Annotated in this window: 9 protein-coding genes; 2 read left to right on the top strand and 7 right to left on the bottom strand. The window is 61.3% G+C overall.

Translation table 11 applies throughout. The features are described 5' to 3' along the window. Window positions 1-162 precede the first annotated feature (162 nt). Window positions 163-987, top strand: coding sequence for an SDR family oxidoreductase (locus ACYZUM_RS24055; RefSeq protein WP_108184027.1), 825 nt, complete (start codon window positions 163-165; stop codon window positions 985-987). A 107-nt stretch (window positions 988-1094) separates the two neighbouring features. Here the strand turns inward: ACYZUM_RS24055 and gbcB are convergent, their stop codons facing one another. Further along, on the bottom strand, window positions 1095-2195 hold the full coding sequence (gene gbcB, locus ACYZUM_RS24060; RefSeq protein ID WP_041069889.1) for a glycine-betaine demethylase subunit GbcB: 1101 nt from the start codon (window positions 2193-2195) through the stop codon (window positions 1095-1097). Window positions 2196-2477: 282 nt separating this feature from the next. Here gbcB and gbcA point away from each other — a divergent pair, with 282 nt between their 5' ends. Continuing rightward, window positions 2478-3770 carry a glycine-betaine demethylase subunit GbcA gene (gene gbcA, locus ACYZUM_RS24065; protein WP_108184028.1) on the top strand — a complete coding sequence of 431 codons (1293 nt, stop codon included), beginning with the start codon at window positions 2478-2480 and terminating at the stop codon, window positions 3768-3770. A gap of 115 nt (window positions 3771-3885) precedes the next feature. Here the strand turns inward: gbcA and ACYZUM_RS24070 are convergent, their stop codons facing one another. From ACYZUM_RS24070 to dgcB, 6 genes are all read right to left on the bottom strand, one after another. Further along, the gene (locus ACYZUM_RS24070) at window positions 3886-5130 is read right to left on the bottom strand and encodes a metallophosphoesterase family protein (RefSeq protein WP_108184029.1); all 1245 of its coding nucleotides are present in this window, start codon (window positions 5128-5130) and stop codon (window positions 3886-3888) included. A 25-nt stretch (window positions 5131-5155) separates the two neighbouring features. Beyond that, window positions 5156-7024: a c-type cytochrome gene (locus tag ACYZUM_RS24075; protein ID WP_108184030.1), complete on the bottom strand. Its 1869-nt coding sequence runs from the start codon at window positions 7022-7024 to the stop codon at window positions 5156-5158. Between the two features lie 208 nt (window positions 7025-7232). Further along, window positions 7233-10685 (bottom strand): GMC family oxidoreductase, encoded by a 3453-nt coding sequence (locus tag ACYZUM_RS24080; RefSeq protein WP_108184031.1) that lies wholly within the window; start codon window positions 10683-10685, stop codon window positions 7233-7235. A 1040-nt stretch (window positions 10686-11725) separates the two neighbouring features. Beyond that, complete coding sequence (gene etfB / locus ACYZUM_RS24085; protein WP_108184032.1) at window positions 11726-12496, bottom strand: electron transfer flavoprotein subunit beta; 771 nt, start codon at window positions 12494-12496, stop codon at window positions 11726-11728. 15 nt (window positions 12497-12511) lie between these two features. Beyond that, window positions 12512-13732 (bottom strand): electron transfer flavoprotein subunit alpha, encoded by a 1221-nt coding sequence (etfA, locus tag ACYZUM_RS24090; protein WP_108184033.1) that lies wholly within the window; start codon window positions 13730-13732, stop codon window positions 12512-12514. Beyond that, window positions 13732-15681, bottom strand: a complete 1950-nt coding sequence (gene dgcB / locus ACYZUM_RS24095; protein ID WP_108184034.1) for a dimethylglycine demethylation protein DgcB — start codon at window positions 15679-15681, stop codon at window positions 13732-13734. Before dgcB ends, etfA begins: the two co-directional genes overlap by 1 nt. Between the last annotated feature and the right edge of the window lie 39 nt (window positions 15682-15720).

The following is a 15720-nucleotide window of genomic DNA, read 5'->3' on the forward strand; positions in this document are numbered from 1 at the left end:
CCTCTGTAGGAGCTGCCGCAGGCTGCGATCTTTTGATCTTGATCTTAAAAACAAAATCAAAAGATCGCAGCCTGCGGAAGCTCCTACAGGGATTGCGATGTTCCTTGGTCTACATTGTCTGTCGAGCCCTCCGCTCACATAACAACAAGCAGGAGCATCGGCATGTCGCTACAAGGCAAAACCCTGTTCATCACCGGCGCCAGCCGTGGCATCGGGCGTGAGATTGCGCTGCGGGCCGCGAAGGACGGGGCCAATATCGTGATTGCGGCCAAGAGCGCCGAAGCCCATCCGAAATTGCCGGGCACCATCCACAGCGTCGCCGCAGAAGTCGAAGCGGCCGGCGGCAACGCCTTGGCGCTGCAACTGGATGTACGTGATGAAGACGCGGTGCGCCGTGCGCTGGCCCAGGCCAACGCGCATTTCGGTGGCATCGATGCGCTGGTGAACAATGCCGGGGCGATCAAGTTGACCGGTGTGCAACACATCGAACTCAAGCGGTTCGACCTGATGCACCAGATCAACACCCGCGCCGTGTTGCTGTGCAGCCAGGCCGCCCTGCCCTATCTGAAGAAATCCGCCGGGCACATCCTCAACCTGTCGCCGCCACTGAATCTGGCGAGCAAATGGTTCGCCCAGTACAGCCCTTACACAGTGACCAAGTACGGCATGAGCATGCTGACGGTGGGCATGAGCGAGGAATTCGCCAGTTACGGCATCAGCGTCAATTCGCTGTGGCCGCAGACGATGATTGCCACGGCGGCGATCGAGTTTCAGCTGGGGAACCGCGAGTCGTTCAAGCATGCGCGCCTGCCTTCGATCATGGCGGATGCGGCGCATGTGATTTTGAGCAGCCACCAACGGCAGATCACTGGCCAGCTGTTGATTGATGAGGAGATTTTGCGCGAGAACGGCGTGACCGAATTCGATCACTACCGATTTGATCCGGACAGCACGGCCCACCTAATGCCCGACTTGTTCGTCGACTGAAAATACCTACTCCTGTAGGAGCTGCCGAAGGCTGCGATCTTTTGATCTTGCTTTTAAGATCAAGATCAAAAGATCGCAGCCTTCGGCAGCTCCTACAGGGATCCGGCTCAGAATTCGATTCTGACGTCGCCTTTCGGCACGCTGCAGCACGACAGAATGTATCCCTCGGCCTCGTCGTCCTCGGTAATCCCGCCGTTGTGCTCCATCTCTACTTCGCCGCCCAGTTTCATCACCTTGCACGTGCCGCAAATGCCCATGCCGCAAGCTTTCGGAATCATCAGGCCCAGCTTGGCCGCCGCTGCATGCACGGTTTCGCCCGGGGCCACGCGAATGCTCTTGCCGGAGGCGGTGAACTCGACCTGATGCAGATCCGCCGCATCGATTTCCGGTGCCTCGGCGGCCTGTTCGGCTTGCTCCACCGCGTCGGCGCGGGCTTCAGGAGGAGTCGCACCGAAGGATTCCTCGTGATAACGCGACATGTCGTAGCCGGCGGCTTCGAGCAGGCGCTTGACGGCGGTCATGTACGGCGTCGGGCCGCAGCAGAACACTTCGCGCTCAAGGAAGTCGGGAACCATCAGCTCCAGCATCTTGTGATTGAGGTAGCCGCGATAGCCGGCCCACGGCTCGCCCAGCCCGTGTTTCTCGCAGATCAGGTGCAGGCTGAAGTTGTCGATCCGCGACGCCATGTGCTCCAGCTCGCGGTGATAAATGATGTCTTTCGGCGAGCGGGCGCTGTGGATAAAGGTCATGTCGACATTGGCGTTGGTGTCGTAGAACCAGCGCGCCATCGACATGCACGGGGTGATCCCCACACCACCGCTGAGATACAGCACTTTCGGGCTCGGGAAGTCGATGGCATTGAACAGCCCGACCGGCCCGTGCACCGCCAGCTCCTGGCCTTCATGCAGGGTGTCGTGCAACCAGTTGGAAACCTTGCCGCCCGGCACGCGCTTGATGGTCACCGAGAAGCTGTACGGCACCGACGGCGAACTGGAGATGGTGTACGAACGCATGATCGGCTGACCGTCGATTTCCAGCTCCAGGGTTACAAACTGCCCAGGCTTGAAGAAGAACAGGATCGGCTGGTCGGCCATGAAGCAGAAGGTGCGTACGTCCCAGGTTTCCTGGATGACTTTGACGCAACGGACGATGTGTCGGCCATTGGCCCAGGTCTGGGTGGTGACCGGATTCAGGAAGCTGTTGGACATGCTGTTCTCCACGGCCGACTGTCGGCCTTCATGTGGCGATTCTGCGTATAGCGTGAACCGCCCGTTTACCTATCCGCGACATCGGCATACTTATCGCGACCAGCCCCCAACCACCGGGGGTTGCGCGTCGGGAACAGATTGCACCATGTCGCCCATGGATAAGGTTCCGGGCAGCGCCGGCCCCACACTCGCCACACACCAAGACGAATTCTTTACACCTTGCGTAGCAACCCTGATCAGCCACTTTCGCCGGCCACGCAGATGGCCTTGAGGATCACATTGATGGACACCGCAAAAATCAGCCTGGGCGACCCGCTGGAACCCGCACGCAAGGCCACCGCACAGATGCTGCAGGAGCGCGAACGTACTTTTTCGCTGCCGCAGCCGTTCTATAACGATGAACGCCTGTTCGATATCGATATGCAGGAGATCTTCCAGAAAGAATGGTTGATCGCCGGCATGACCTGCGAGATCCCGGCCAAGGGCAACTACATCACCCTGCAGATCGGCAAGAACCCGATCATCGTCATTCGTGGCGCCGAGGGTGTGGTGCATGCGTTCCACAACGTCTGTCGCCACCGAGGCTCGCGCCTGTGCACCAACGACAAGGGCAAGGTTGCCAAACTGGTCTGCCACTACCACCAGTGGACCTACGAGCTGGACGGTCGTCTGCTGTTCGCCGGCACCGAGATGGGCGCCGACTTCGACATGAAGCAGTACGGCCTCAAACCGGTGAATGTGAAGACGGCCGGCGGCTACATCTTCATCAGCCTGGCGGAAAATCCGCCGGCCATCGATGACTTCCTGTCGACGCTGAACCACTACATGGAACCGTACGACATGGAGAACACCAAGGTGGCGGTGCAAACCACCTTGATGGAAAAGGCCAACTGGAAACTGGTGCTGGAAAACAACCGCGAGTGCTACCACTGCGGCGGCTCGCACCCTGAATTGCTGAAAACCCTGCTGGAATGGGACGACGTGACCGACCCGCGCGCCGATCAGGCGTTCAAGGATCACGTTGCCGCGTCTGCTGCTGCCTGGGAAGCCGAGAAAATCCCTTACGCCCACGCCAGTTTCGGCCTGCGCAACCGCATCGTGCGCATGCCGCTGCTCAAGGGCACCGTGTCGATGACCCTGGACGGCAAACAGGGCTGCGCCAAGCTGATGGGCCGGATCAAGAATCCGGACCTCGGTTCCATGCGCATCCTGCACCTGCCACACTCGTGGAACCACTGCATGGGCGACCACATCATTGTGTTTACCGTGTGGCCGATCAGCGCCCAGGAAACCATGGTCACCACCAAATGGCTGGTGCACAAGGACGCCGTCGAAGGCGTGGATTACGACGTCGAACGCATGCGCCAGGTGTGGGATGCGACCAACGACCAGGACCGGCGTCTGGCCGAAGAAAACCAGCGCGGGATCAACTCCACGGCTTATCAGCCGGGGCCGTACTCGAAGACCTATGAGTTTGGCGTGGTCAACTTCGTGGATTGGTACAGCGAGCGGATGCTGAACAACCTCGGGGCGGAGCCGGCGCCGTACCTCAAAGGCGTGCCTGTCCAGGGCTAAAAGCATCGCTGGCAAGCCAGCTCCCACAGTGGTCGATGGTGTTTACAGATACCGTGTACACCGCAAAACCTGTGGGAGCTGGCTTGCCAGCGATAGCGTCATCACTGTCATCGCATCACTTCGATGACCACCTCAAACTGCCATCCTCCCCAATAAACTCCTCAAAAATCTCCTCCCCCACCAGCCGGATTTTCGCGTACCCATTCAGCACCCGCAGCGGATAGTCCGGATCGTTCGCGTCCTGCGTCTCCGAAAACAGCACCCGCGAATGGCCGTTCAGCTCGCTGGTGGTGCCATAGGGAATGGCTCCGTGGCCGGCACAACGCGCATGCAGTCCGCCCTGGGCGGCGTAAACGATGCCGTTGTGCAGATGCCCCCAATACCAGTAATCCGGCTCGCGCCCCAGCGCATCACACACCGGTTGATACAGCGCGGTCTTGTGGTGCCCAGTGATGTCGAAGCCCTGATGGTGGCTGAGCACCATGAGTTTCTTGCGTTTCGGCAAGCCCTTCATCCACTCGATCTGCGGTTTGTTCAGGGTGCCGTCCATGTACAGGTTCATGACATCCGAAGCGTACGCGGTGTCCAGCCCGACAATCAGCCAGTCGTCGTTGATCAGGGCAAAGTAGCTGGTGCCTTGCTGCCCCGGAAAACGCGCGGCCAGTTCCTTGAAGTAACCGTGGGCGCCGCTGTACATCTCGTGGTTGGAATTGAGGGTGAACGAGCCGTGGGTGCCCATCGGCCAGCCCGCCATGTCGGTGTCTTCCTGGGAGTGGCTGCCGGCGTAATAAACGTCCCCCAAATGAATGGTGAAATCAGCGTTCGCCAGTTGCATCTGGTTGGCCACCGACACCGCCGGCGCGTGGCTGTTGAACGGCCCGGTGCCCCAGTCACCGGCAATCGCCAGCGTCACTTCGCGATCCATGGTCACCATCGCCGGGTCAGTGCCGAAGGTCGCGTGATGGCGCAGGTTTTCGATCCACTTGAGCAGCGCCTCGCTCCACAGCAGATCCAGCAGTTCCCATTTGCGACATCCCAGCAGCGTGCCGTCCTTGAGCACCTTGGTCTGCAATTGATCGGGCGATTGCGGCAACGGCGTGGCATTGCCGATGCGCAGGATCGACAGACCGTGGGACAACTCCCACGGCACCGCCGGTTCGTCGTCCGGCAGCTCGCCATTTTTCAGCACGTATTGCGCCTGATCGTGGCCGCGCTGGAGCAACTTGATGATGGCCTGGAACTCCTCGGGTTCCAGTTCGCTGATGAGCTTCATCCAGGCCATTTCCACTCGCGTGAACAGGCCGTGCAGACGCACCTTTACCTTGTCGTACTCATGCTTCAGATGACCGACCGCTGACATGGCGTAATCCTCTATCCGTAAGGGCTCACAGGGTTTTCATGAATTCGATCAACGCACGTTTGTCGTCGTCCGACAGCGTGGTGCCATACAGGTGACCGCTGTTGTGGTTGCCCTCAAGTCGGGTGTCGTATTTGAAATCCGCCGAGGCTTTGGCCTGGGCACCCGTGGTGACGAAACCGACGTTGACCGGGTCGTAGACGTCGGAGCCGGTGATAAACACCACCGGGCGTTTTTCCGGCGGTTGCAGCAGGTCCCACAGGGTTGGCACCGAACCGTTGTGCAGGTACGGCGCGCGCAGCCAGATGCCATCGGTCGGCGTGTTGCTGTAGCTCTGGGTCTTGCGATAAGCGCCGAAGTCGAACGGCGGTTTCTTGAAGGTGTGGAACGCCGTCACCAGACCGGTGGTGAATGAGTCCAGCCGATGTGGATCGGTGCCGAGCTGATCGATGTTGGTGGTCACTTGCCCGGTGTCGGCGCGCCCGAAGTCGTGGCACGCGGCGCAATTGGCGTCCCAGATGGGTTTGCCCCGGGCGACCTTGGCCTGATCCAGTGTCCACGGCCACGCCGGCGCCTTGTGCCCGAGCAGCCAGTTGGTCACCCGGTTGAAGCTCGGCGGCAGCACCGATTCCGGGGTCGCGCCCACGGCCATTGCCGCGGCGTAGTTGCGTTCGTGGATCTTGTTGTTATTGCCGTCCCAATGCAGGTACATCGACTCCCGCGGTTTCTGGTTCCACACTTGCGGCAGGTCGACGGTGCCGATGGTCGAGTCATCCGGGAAGCCGAACACCACCATTTTCGTCGGGTTGAAGGTGTCGGTGCGACCCGGGCCCTGTTGCGGCCGCAGCTTCTGCCAGGCGTAGGCCTGCTTTTGCTTGAGCAAAGCGCTTTTCGCCATCGGGATGATCAGGTAGCGGTTGTAGAGCTTCTCGAAAAAGCCCAGCTGGAATTTGCTGTTGATCGCCGCCATCACCGCATCGGTGGTGAATGTCGGATCGCTGGCGCAATCGTAGGCGAACCACTGGAAGGCCTGCAGTTGCAGGGTGTTGGCCGGCGCACTGGGCACGTTGACCGCGACGTCGCTGGCATTGGCCCGGTAGGAACCGGTGTGGCACAGCGCGCAGTTCGGTTCAACGGTCGGGTAGCCGATCTGCCGCTTGGCCATGCCGATCGGCAGGTCCTTGCCGTTCTCATAGAGAAAGCCGAAGACCTCCCAGCCGCCGGGCTTGGGCAGTTTTTCCGGGCACATCTGCGGCAGTACGGCGAACAGGTAATACGGGATCCGCGCTTCGATACCCAGGCCAATCGCGGCGTATTTGTAGTGATCTTCGTCGGAGGCGTATTCCTGCTCCGGCACAACCCGCAGCATCTGGTACCAGGTCTCGTAACCGATAAACCCCAACACCGCGACAACCACCAGCGTGCCGACCTTGAAGGCGTGGCTCTGCCATTGCCGCGCCCAGGCCGCGCGCCACTCGCGACAGCCATCGCACAGCAGCGCCCATGGCCGGTTCGCGGGCGTGGTGCCGAGGTACAGCAGAATGCCGAGGATCAGGAAAAAGCTCAGATCGCCCAGCAGCATCGGCACGAACACCGAGCCTTGGCTGCTGGTGTTGATCAGGTAAATCCAGAACACCACGGCGATCAGCCGCGTCAGTACGCACAGCCAGGAATGCACCACATAGCGCGGCGCGTTGAAGCCCGACGGCATGTAAAACACGCTGATGCCCACCAGCAGCATCCCGGCGTTTTCCAGCCACGGGTCGGAGAGTTGCGGCGGCAGACCGACCACCGATGTCAGCAACCCCGGCGCGAACAGCGCGGGGATCGCGAACACCATGTTCATGGCAATGCCGAGCCAGATGAAGCGTTGAAACCAGCGGATGTAGCTGTCCATGTCATCCATTTCCTTCTGACCACCAACCTGCAATGTCCCTTGTAGTGAGGGGATTTATCCCCGACGGGTCGCGAAGCGACCCCAAACCCTGCCAGCGCGGCATGTCAGGATCACCGCGCGCTCAGGTTTTACGACTGCTGCGCAGCCGATCGGGGATGAATCCCCTCGCCACAGAGAATCTCCTCAACACAGAAATCAGTAATCGATCTCAACCGAGGGCCGTTTTCTCCAGGTGTTCAAGGATGAGCGGATACACATCCACCACCGCGTTCTTGCCGAACATGCAGTCGATGTGACCGTAACCCGGCACTACGTGCCGGCTGTAGCGCTCCGGCCCGTGGACTTCGCAGACGCGCTGGTAGGTCTTGAGGGTGCTTTCCGGCAGGTAACACTGGTTCTCCGCGCCGCTGATAAAGCAGATCGGCATCGTCAGCCGCTCGAAGTGAGGCATGTACACATCGTTGCCCTTGAAATCCACCAAATGCCCTTTGCGCACGATCAGCGCCAAATGCTCGAAGGTCTCGATGTTCGACTCGCCGAACAGTTCATGCAGGTTGTCGTGCAGGGTTTCGTTAAGGGTGTCGTGGCGGTACAGCGAGGCGTACATGAAGGTGATGCGGTGGCACACCGGGTTGGTGCAATAGCCTTGCGCCTCGATCCGCGCGTAGCCGTTGAGGGCTTTGTCGTAGAGGCGGTTGAACCAGTTTTCCTTGCTGTCGGCGTAAGCGGTCATCGATTTGATGCCGATCGCATCGAGCATCCCCGGCAAGTGCAGACCGGCCTTCAACCCGGTGGCCGTGGCGACCACGGTGTCAGCGGCAATCTGCGAGCAGACCACCGAACGCACGCCTTGCAACCCCGCCAACAGCGACATGAAGAACGTCGTCGCGCCGTAGCAATGCACCACGCACTGCACGTCTTTGGCCTGGGTCTGTTGCTGAATCTGCGCGATGGCAGCCTTGAAGTCGTACTGGGCGATCTGGTCGCCGTTCCATTCCTTCTTGCTCGCCGGCAACAGAATGCTTACCCGGAAATCCAGCAGCCACACGTCATAGTCGTGCTTGCACAAGTACTCCAGCAGGTTGGTCTGGATGGTGTCGGTGGAAAAGATATTCGAACCGACACCCAAGCCATGCACCAGCATCACCGGGCCTTTGCTGCCGGCCTGATAACGGGTCAGGCGCAGTTCGACGCCGTCCTCGGTGGGGAAGAAATGCACCGCCGGGGTTGGCGCATCCAGCGGCCGTTTCAGGCGTGGCGGCGCGTCGGGGTTGAAGTATTTGTCACCGGCAAACACCCCGCCGTAACTCTCCCAGAGAATCCCGGCGAAGAACTTGCCGAAGCGCGCCAGGCCTTCGATGCGCTCACGCTCGTTGCGCGCGTTGAGCACTTTCATGGTAGTCATCTGCTTGGCGAAATCGGTCGGATGAATGTGCATCACCCCGGAGCCGATCACCTCGCCCGACTTGTCCGACCCGCGATACAGCGTCACGTACAGGGTGCTGGTGTCGTGCCAGATATTCAGCACGCCGTTGTCTTCCGGCACGGTTTTGAAGGCGCTGAAGTAATAGTCGGTGCCGTCCTCGGCGGTCAGTTTCATGTCGTATTTCATGTGCCGCGTGTCGACCTGCTGCTCGAATTGCTCGAACAGGTTGAACACGCCATTGCTGGCGGTCAGCGGTTGCGGCGACAGCGCCGGGGCGTTGACCGTGCCGACGATGGTCGCGGCATGTTGCGGCTCCTTGATCATCCGGTTGAGGTCGTTGGCGGTGATGGTCAGGGTGAAGTCGATGGGCGAGTTGTCCGCCTCGCCGCGTTTGGCCGCCGCTTCGTAGACTTTCAGATCGGTGCTTTGTGCGGCGGTGAAAGCGCGGGAGAAATAGCCCTTCATGGTTTCGGTGAACTGCACGCCGAGGGTCGGCGGGGCCACCTGTTTGCGCGGTGCCGAGGGCAGTGTGTAGTCGATGTGCCAACCCCGGTCAGCGGCGAGCAGGCCCATGTTGCGCTCGCTCACGGCGGAGATGGTCAGCAGCGGATTGACCGCCAGCGAGGTCGGGATCACCGCGCCGTCCGTCACGTAAAGACTGGCGTAGACATCGGTGCCGGCCGCGCCGCTGAACACCTGGCCCTTGTGATTGACCACGCCTTGCGCCGCGTCTTCACCCATCACGCAACCGCCCAGCGGATGCACCGAGACGATGCTGTGCTTGAGCAGCTGGGTCCAGATCGGGTTTTCGACCCAGACCCCGCCCAGTGCCTTGGTGCTCTGGTACAGCCGTTCGTTGCCGAGCTTGAAGTTTTCCTGCTCGCCGACGCCCGGCCAGTCGATGCGCAACTGGTCCTTGTTGTCGAGCAGCATCCGGCCCTGGCCACTGTCGTGGCTCATGATCAGGTAGGTCTGCATGTTGTGCAGCGCGCCGTAATACGGGCCGCGCAGGAAGCTTTCGGCCTCGCGCTCCTTGTAGCCGAGCTTGCCGCTGAAACTGTCGTCGGTGGCCTTGCCGATCATCTCGGCAAACCCGGCCATCGCCGGCACCATTGGCCGGCCGAGCGCGCCGGGGATTGAACCTTCCTCGATGACCATGCGGCTGCGCCAGTCACCTTCGGTGCGCATGTCGATGACCGAGGTGATGCACGGGCCGACCGGTTGCAGCTCTTTGGCCGAATGCGCGCCGAAGCCGATGCCGTTGATGGTCTGCTCGCAGTTGTGGCCGAAGCCGAGAATGTCACCGTTACCGCTCATGTTCTGACCGAGCTGGCTGGACATCACCAGACCCTTGTCCCGCGAACGCAGCAGAATTTCGGTAGAGCCGAGGGTGCCGGCGGAGACCACCACGATGTCGGCCTTCACGAACAGCGTCGGTGCGTCGAATTTCTCGCGACCGCTGTCGAGGTACTGGAAGTGCACGACCCAGCCATCGCCGTCGCGCTCCAGATGACGCACTTCGGCCTGGCAGAAAATCTCCGCGCCGTGGTTCCAGGCATCCGGCAGATAGTTCATCAGCGTGGTGTTCTTGGCCTTGTTGTTACAGCCCGAGACACAGTCGCCGCACTGGTTGCACGGCAGTTGTTCGACGCCGACGTGGTTGAGATTGTTCGGCAGTTTGTCGAAGGTCACGTTGATCGGTGGCTTGTAGAAATGCGCGCCTTGCTTGAGGTAGTCCGCGGACTTTTTGTTGGCGTCGAGCTTGGGCAGGTTCGGTGCGCTGTTCGGGTACGGATTGGGCTTGAGCATTTCCCGGGCGCGGGCGTAACCGTCCTTGAGCAAGGTATCGCGGTGTTCGCGTACCGCTTGCGGCCAGCGCGGGTCGTCAAACACCCCGGGCTCTGGCTCCAGTGCCACGTTGGCGTTGATCAACGACGTACCGCCGAGGCCACAACCGACCACCACATTCTGCTGGGCATTCACGTGCAGATCGAACAGGCCGGTGCGCGAGCCAATGTGGCCGTCCGGGTCATGCACCTGCAACTCTTCAGTCGCGGCAATCATGGTGTTGGGGTATTCACCGGGCTGAATTTCCCGCCCGCGTTCAAGCAGGCACACCTGCTTGCCGGCCCGGGACAGGCGCGACGCAGCAATGCCGCCGCCATAACCGGAGCCGATGACAATGACGTCGTAGTGTTCCTTGATCTCGCTGATGGGCGTTGCGATGCGTGTCATGAGGGTGTTCCTCTCTCAGGCAGATAGGGCAACTCTGCGGTTGCCTGCAATCAATGGGCGAACGGGCACCTGGCCTCCGGGGCGAGCCCGGCGACAGCACAACGGTCAGAGCAGAAGGTCGCTACAGGCGAGCGTGTTGATTGGCCGCACGACGTAACGTGCGCTTGCGGGGCGTGGGGGGATGGCGGTGTGGGCGGCTATCCATCATGCGTTCTCCCAGAACCTGATGTGGATAAGTGACGGCTGTCCTTGTGCCATTGCAGTGAAGACAGCGCAGGAATCGAAGTCAAGGCAACGATTTAGAACTGTATGAAATCTGATCAATTGCGGTTTGGACTAAGCCGGCCGGGGCCTGTGCAGTTCAGCGAACAAGTTATCCACATAGCCATGCACAGCAAATGGGGGTAACTGTGGATGAATGGAAAAATAACTGCCTGATTTGTGAAGAAAAATCGTGACTTATCCAGAAGGATAGTTTGCAGGAGTGATTGACTGTTTTTTGATCAAATATCTACACGTCACGTTTCACATGGGCTGCAGAGGATGGCGAACACGTTATCCACAGAAGCGCCAACAGAGTTCGGGGGTAACTTTGTGGCTGCTGTGGAAAAGTGCTGAGGGCTGTGGGAAATCGGGCGTTGCGCAGGGATTATCAGCCTGAAACGCTTAATCGATCATTTATTGATCAAATCCCTGAAAGCCACGGTTTATATACCTTGCAGCGGACAGCGAACATCTTGTCCACAGAAGCGCCAACAGAGATTGGGGGCAACTCTTGAAGTTATTCAGGAGAAAAAGCCCGGTAAAACCGTGACTTAGGCTGGTTGTTTTTTGAGCTGGGGCCTGGAGGGCTTGATTGGCGTGGGGTACAGGGATGGGCGAACACGTTATCCACAGATCCGCCAACAGGGATTGTGGGTAAACAGCACCAAATCGTCGAACCACATCCTGTAGGAGCTGCGGCACGCTGCGATCTTTTGATCTTGATCTTGAAGATCTAAAGATCGCAGCCTCGTTTCACTCGACAGCTCCTACAGGGGTCAGCGCACGACGCCTTCTTCAATCAGCAGTTTGAGGATCGCCTCGGCGCCAGCCTGCGGGGTCAAGCCTTTGAGCACTTGCCCCCCACCGCCACTGGCCTTGGCCGTCGCCGCTTTCATCCGGTCCGCCCCGCTCTTGGCCTTGATCACCTTCAGACGTTTCGGCCGTGGCTTGGCCGGTTGCAGCGTGGCAACCGCCAGCAGTTCATCGTCCAGCACTGCCACATCTTCGGCATTGAGCACACCACGCCGCGCCGGGCCGTAGGCGCTCTGCCGTGGGTTGGGTGCGGCGTTATCCACAGTCGCCAGAAACGGCAGCTTCACTTTGAGACGCCGCCGCTGCCCACGGGGCAAGGCTTGCAGCACCAGCGCCGAGCCGTCGCTGATCGATTCGACCTGCGCCAGTCCTACCACCAGCGGCCAGCCCAGTCCTTCGGCGAGCAGGAACGGCAACATGCCCGAGCCTTCGCCGGTTTCCGCCTGCGTACCGGTCAGCACCACCTGGGCGCCGGCATCGCGCAGATACGCAGTCAGCGCCGGCAAGGCGTCGGCGCCAGCGGGTTGCTCCAGCACGTGCATCTGCGCGAGTCCCATGCCCAGATAGGCGCGCAGCGCCGGTTCGGCAACGTCCCCGGCGTGCAGCACTTGCAGGTTATCCCCAGCCAGCTGCAGGCCCAGTTCCACGGCGCGCGCGTCCTGTTCGGCACGGCGTGGCCGGCCCGAGGTCGGGTGGGCGCCGATGGAGACCAGGCTGATGACATTGGTGTTCATAACTGTGTCCTTCCCTTAAGCCGCATCGCGCTTGGCGTCGTTGCGGTAAGCCGCTACCGCCGCGATCAAGGCTTGAAGAATCTCCGCGCTCTCGCCGATCACCGACAGGTCGGCGCGTTTGATCATGTCGCATCCCGGGTCGAGGTTGATCGCCACCACCTTGTCGCAGGCACCGATGCCTTGCAGGTGCTGGATCGCCCCGGAGATACCCACAGCCACGTAAACCCGTGCGGTGACCCAGGTACCGGACGCGCCGACCTGCCGATCACGCGCCATGAAGCCATCGTCCACCGCGACCCGCGAGGCGCCTTCGGTGGCGCCGAGCGCCGCCGCCGTCTCGTGAAACAGGGCCCAGTCCTTGACCCCGTTGCCGCCGGAGAAAATGAACTCGGCTTCGGCCATCGGAATGGCCGCCGGGTCCACCGCCACCGCGCCCAGATCTTCGATCCGCGACAGGCTGCGCGCCACAGGTGTGGATAACTCCACCGGCAGCGCTTCGTGACGGGTTTCGCTGACCGGTTCGGCGCATTCGGCCGAGGCCAGAATCAGCCGAGCGACCGGACGGGCAAGATCCTGCAAGCCGGCACCGGCGCGGCCGATGCACTCCTGTTCCTTGACTTGCCAAACCCGTGTGGCTGGGCGTTCGCCCAGCGCAGCAGCAAAGCGCCGACCGAGTTCGCCGCCACCGCTGCGGCTGTCCGGCAGCAGCCAGTGGCGCGGGTTGAACTGGTTATCCACAGCCCGCAGGCCCTGGATTCGTTGCTCCGGTGCATAACCGCTGAACTCTTCGCCTTCCAGCACCAGCAAGCGGTCAACGCCCGCCGTGGCGAAAGCGTTTTCCTTGTGCTCTGCGAATACCACCGCCAGCACCGCGCCGTCGCTGCCGGCCAGTTGATGCGCCAGGCCAAGCAGGTCGCGGTCGTGACTGCTCAAGCGGCCGCCGACCATGTCCGGCACCACGCTGATGTAGAACGCCGGGGCCGGTACCTGATGCAGCGGCAATTGCACTTCAACCGTGGCCGAGCGTTTGACCGCCCCGCCCTGTTGCGCGCCGCTGCGGTCGATACGCTTGATGCCGTTGGGGCCGATGAAACCGATGCCGTGCAGGTTCTTGCGGACAATCCCGTTGGGGCCCATCCAGCTGTGTTGCGCCGGCTGCATGGCCGCGTGCAGCGGGTGCAGACGGTTACGCGCAATCCATTCGGCGCGTGGGTCGCGGCGGATAATATCGCTCATCAGTGGGCCTCCGCAGGTTCACGTTTGGCCGGTGCAGTCGGCTTGTTCGGCGCGGCATCTTCGAGCAGCGCATCGGCCACCAGTTCGGCGATGTCCTTGATCAGCGGACGCGGTTCGACCACGCCTTCGAGCATCGCCGTACACTGTGGACAACCCACGGCCACCAGCTCGGCGCCGGTCTCGCGGATGTCTTCCATGCGCATGTCAGGAATCCGCTGCTTGCCCGGAATGTCAGTGATCGGCGCACCGCCACCACCGCCGCAGCAGCGCGAGCGGAAGCCGGAACGTTGCATCTCTTTGACCTCGATGCCGAGGGCGCGCAACACTTCACGCGGCGCCTCGTATTCGCCGTTGTAGCGACCGAGGTAGCACGGGTCGTGGTAGGTCACGCTGTTGCCTTTGTGCTGACCGAGGTTCAGCGCACCGGCCTGAATGATTTCTGCCATGTAGGTGCTGTGGTGCTGCACCAGGTAGTTGCCGTCGAACGCGCCGTACTCGTTTTTCAGCACATGGAAACTGTGCGGATCGCAGGTGACGATGCGGTTGAAGCGGTATTTGGCCAGGGTCTGGATATTGCGTTTGGCGAGCAACTGGAACGTCGCTTCGTCACCGAGACGTCGGGCCACGTCGCCGCTGTCGCGCTCTTCGAGGCCGAGCACTGCGAAGTCGATTTTCGCGGCTTTCAGCACTTTGACAAACGCGCGCAAGGTGCGCTGGTTGCGCATGTCGAAGGCACCGTCGCCGACCCAGAACAGCACGTCGGTGGATTTCTTTTCGCTAAGCAGAGTGAGGTTCAGATCCGCCGCCCAGTTCATCCGCCCGCCCGGGGCGAAACCGCCGGGGTTGTCGGTGGCGATCAGGTTTTCCAGGACTTCGGCGCCCTTGTTCGGGGTCGCGCCTTTTTCCAGCGTCAGGTGGCGGCGCATGTCGACGATGGCGTCGACGTGCTCGATCATCATCGGGCACTCCTCGACGCAGGCACGGCAGGTGGTGCACGACCACAGGGTTTCTGCATCGACCAGACCGTTGACGATCGGTTGATGCGGGTTGCCGCTGTGTTCACCAATGGGCTTGCCGGGATACGGGCTGCCGGCGAAGTTCGCATCGGTGCCGCCGGCGAGGCCGACGACCATGTCCTGAATCAGCTTTTTCGGGTTCAGCGGCTGGCCCGCAGCAAAGGCCGGGCACGCGGCTTCGCACTTGCCGCACTGCACGCAGGCGTCAAAACCGAGCAACTGGTTCCAGGTGAAATCCTTGGGTTTTTCCACGCCCAGTGGCGCCGATGGATCGTTGAGATCCAGCGGTTTCAAACCGGTGGAACGACCGCCGCCAAAGCGCTCGGCGCGACGGTGCCAGGCCAGGTGCAGGGCGCCGGCGAAGGCGTGCTTCATCGGCCCGCCCCAGGTCATGCCGAAGAACAATTCCGACACGCCCCACAAAACGCCGATCCCGAGAATCGCCGCCAGCAGCCAGCCGCCGAAGTTCTCCGGGAGGATCCCGGCCACCGGCAAGGTCACCAGAAAGAACGACGCCGAGAACGCCAGCAGACTTTTCGGCAGACGCATCCACGGGCCTTTCGACAGCCGCGACGGCGGGTTGAGTCGACGCCGATAAACGAAGATTGCCCCGACGAACATCACCGCCGTCATCAGCAGCAACGCATAGCCGAGGATGCGGTTATGCAGGCCGAAACCGTGCACCAGAATCGCCAGCACGATTGACGCCACCGCACCACCGGCCGTGGCCACGTGGGTGTTGGCGATGTATTTGTCCCGCGCCACCACGTGGTGCAGGTCGACCATGTAACGCTTGGGCATGGCGAACAGGCCGCCGATCAGATCGACCTTCGAGGCCCGGCCCCGACGCCACATGGCCACCCGCCGCAACGCGCCCAGCACCGCAAGGGCCAGGGCTGCGAACAACAGGATTGGAAGAAGGGTGTTCAACATGGTGAAGCTCCCACCAGTACAGCCTGGAGAAACACGGTC

The sequence above is a fragment of the Pseudomonas sp. m6p genome (assembly GCF_055760375.1).

Excerpts from the sequence above, each read along its gene's own strand:
- ACYZUM_RS24055 (WP_108184027.1), top strand. The coding sequence starts at position 163 with ATGTCGCTACAAGGCAAAACCCTGTTCATCACCGGCGCCAGCCGTGGC.
- gbcB (WP_041069889.1), bottom strand. The coding sequence starts at position 2,195 with ATGTCCAACAGCTTCCTGAATCCGGTCACCACCCAGACCTGGGCCAAT.
- gbcA (WP_108184028.1), top strand. The coding sequence starts at position 2,478 with ATGGACACCGCAAAAATCAGCCTGGGCGACCCGCTGGAACCCGCACGC.
- ACYZUM_RS24070 (WP_108184029.1), bottom strand. The coding sequence starts at position 5,130 with ATGTCAGCGGTCGGTCATCTGAAGCATGAGTACGACAAGGTAAAGGTG.
- ACYZUM_RS24075 (WP_108184030.1), bottom strand. The coding sequence starts at position 7,024 with ATGGACAGCTACATCCGCTGGTTTCAACGCTTCATCTGGCTCGGCATT.
- ACYZUM_RS24080 (WP_108184031.1), bottom strand. The coding sequence starts at position 10,685 with ATGACACGCATCGCAACGCCCATCAGCGAGATCAAGGAACACTACGAC.
- etfB (WP_108184032.1), bottom strand. The coding sequence starts at position 12,496 with ATGAACACCAATGTCATCAGCCTGGTCTCCATCGGCGCCCACCCGACC.
- etfA (WP_108184033.1), bottom strand. The coding sequence starts at position 13,732 with ATGAGCGATATTATCCGCCGCGACCCACGCGCCGAATGGATTGCGCGT.
- dgcB (WP_108184034.1), bottom strand. The coding sequence starts at position 15,681 with ATGTTGAACACCCTTCTTCCAATCCTGTTGTTCGCAGCCCTGGCCCTT.